Annotated in this window: 2 protein-coding genes and 1 pseudogene; all 3 read left to right on the plus strand. The window is 71.7% G+C overall.

What is annotated here, in order from left to right; all coding sequences use genetic code 11:
- The first annotated feature begins 137 nt into the window (after positions 1-137).
- Entirely contained in the window at positions 138-1,133 is a 996-nt protein-coding gene (locus BN903_RS12865; protein WP_228841106.1) for a DegT/DnrJ/EryC1/StrS aminotransferase family protein, read from the plus strand.
- 60 nt (positions 1,134-1,193) lie between these two features.
- Entirely contained in the window at positions 1,194-2,393 is a 1,200-nt protein-coding gene (locus BN903_RS12870) for a Gfo/Idh/MocA family protein (RefSeq protein WP_321163497.1), read from the plus strand.
- Positions 2,297-2,555: pseudogene (locus BN903_RS12875) on the plus strand (nucleotide sugar dehydrogenase); the annotation flags it as partial. The gene BN903_RS12870 and the pseudogene BN903_RS12875, both read left to right, overlap by 97 nt.

The following is a 2,555-nucleotide window of genomic DNA, read 5'->3' on the forward strand; positions in this document are numbered from 1 at the left end:
CCTACTCCCCTGTGTCGCCTTCGCCTCCCACGACTCGACCTCGCCGGAACCGCTCGACGGGCCGAACTCGATAGCATGAGCCGGATCGCCATCGCCGACCCGACGTCGGCGACCGGGAGCTCGATCGGATCCGCGAGGTGCTGACGGGCGGTCGGCTGGCGGACGGCCCCGTCGTCCGGACGTTCGAACGCGAGTTCGCGGACTACTGCGGCGTCGAACGCGGCGTCGCGACCGCCAACGGGACCGCCGCCCTACAGACCGCGCTCGAAGCGGTCGGGATCGGGGAGGGCGACGCGGTCGTCACGACCCCGTTCTCCTTCGTCGCGAGCGCGAACGCTGTCCGGCTCTGCGGCGCTCGGCCCGTGTTCGCCGACATCGACGCGGCGACCTACACGCTGGACCCCGAGGCGGTCGAGGCGGCCGTCGCGGAAAACGACGACGTCGCCGCGATCCTCCCGGTCCACCTGTACGGGCTGCCCGCGGAGATGGGCCGGCTGACCGAGATCGCCGAGGAGCACGACCTCGCGCTGATAGAGGACGCCGCGCAGGCCCACGGGGCGACCTACGAGGGGACCAACGTCGGCGCGTTCGGCGACGCCGGCTGCTTCTCGTTTTACCCCACGAAGAACATGACGACCGGGGAGGGCGGGATGGTCGTCACGGACGACCAGGGAGTCGCCGACCGCGCCGCCCGGTTCGTCAACCACGGCCGCGCGGACGCGGCCGCTCACGGCTACGACCACGTCTCCGTCGGACACAACCTCCGGCTGACGAGCCTCGCGGCCGCGATCGGAGTGGAGCAGCTGCGGAAGCTCCCGGCGTACAACGCGCGCCGCCGCGAGAACGCGGCACGGCTCTCCGCGGCGCTCTCGGACGTCCCCGAGCTGGTCCTCCCGACGGAGCCGCCGGAGCGACGCCACGTCTACCACCAGTACACGGTCCGCTGTCCCGACCGGGCGGCGCTCCGGGACCACCTCGACGAGCGCGGCGTGGACACGGCCGTCTACTACCCGACGCTCATCCCGGACCAGCCCGCGTACGACGGGTACGAGGCGTCGGTTCCGACGGCGCGCCGGATCGCGGACGAGGTCGTGTCGCTGCCGATCCACCCCGGATCGTCGACGAGGAGATAGATCGGGTCGCCGCCGCCGTGCGCGGCCACTACGGGCTGTCCGAGACGGGGGTGGCCGCGGATGACTGACGACGGGGCGCTCCGCGTCGGCGTCGTCGGCGTCGGGAGCATGGGGTCACACCACGCCCGCGTGTACGCCAGCTCGTCCGCGGTGGACCTCGTCGGCGTCGCGGACACCGACCGGGACCGGGCGGCGAAGATCGCCGACAAACACGGGACGCGAGCGCTCGACCGAGAGACGCTCCTACAGGCGGTCGACGCCGTCTCGGTCGTCGTTCCCACGCAGTTCCACGCGCCGATCGTCCGCGAGGCGCTCGAAGCCGACACCCACGTCTTAGTCGAGAAGCCGTTCGTCGCGGACCCGGCCGAGGGGCGCGAGCTGATCGACCTCGCGGACCGGAACGACCTCCGGCTACAGGTCGGTCACGTCGAGCGGTTCAACCCGGCGGTTCGGGCGCTCGTCGACGTGTTGCCGGAGATGGAGGTCCTCGCGGTCGACGCCCGCCGGCTCGGTCCGCCGGTGGACCGCGAGAACACCGACGGGGTGGTCGAGGACCTGATGATCCACGACCTCGACGTCCTCCTGTCGCTGTTCGACGCCGAGGTCGACGAGGTGTTCGCGGCCGGGATCGACGGCGAACCCCACGTCACGTCGACGCTCCGGCTCGACAACGGCGTGTTGGGGACGGTGACGGCGAGCCGGGTCACCCACCAGAAGATCCGCGAACTCGCGGTCACCGGGCGAGAGTGCCGGGTGAGCGTCGACTACCTGACGCAGTCGGTGAAGATCCACCGCCACTCGCTGCCCGGCTACGTCGAGTCGAACGGCGACGTCAGGTACCGCTCGGAGAGCGTTGTCGAGCGGCCGCAGGTCAACAACGGCGAGCCGCTCCGCGCGGAGCTGGAATCGTTCGTCTCGGCCGTGAAGACGGGGTCTACCCCCGAGGTCACCGGCCACGACGGGATCCGGGCGATCGAGCTGGTCCGCCGGATACGCGACGCGGTCGGCGGTCCTCGGGCGACGGTCGCCGGGACGGGGGGACGACTGACCGCGAACGCGCCGGTAGTCGGAAGTTCCCTACGGACTGTACGGCGTCGACGCGACGCGCGGACGAACAGCGGACGGCGTTCCGAGACGGGCGGGTCCCCGTCGCGGTGTACGGGATGGGGAAGATCGGACTGCCGCTGTCGCTCGTGTACGCCGAGACGACCGGTGCCGTCACCGGCGTCGACATCGACTCCGAGCGGGTCGCGACGCTGAACCGCGGCGTCAACCCGTTCGACCACGAGCCGGGCGTGTCCGCACTGCTGTCGAACTCGGTCGCCGACGGTCGCTTCGCCTCCACGACCGACGGCGAGGCGGCCGCGGCGGCCGCGCGGCTCCACGTGATCGTCGTGCCGACGGTGATCGACGAGGCCGACG

The sequence above is a fragment of the Halorubrum sp. AJ67 genome (assembly GCF_000513435.1).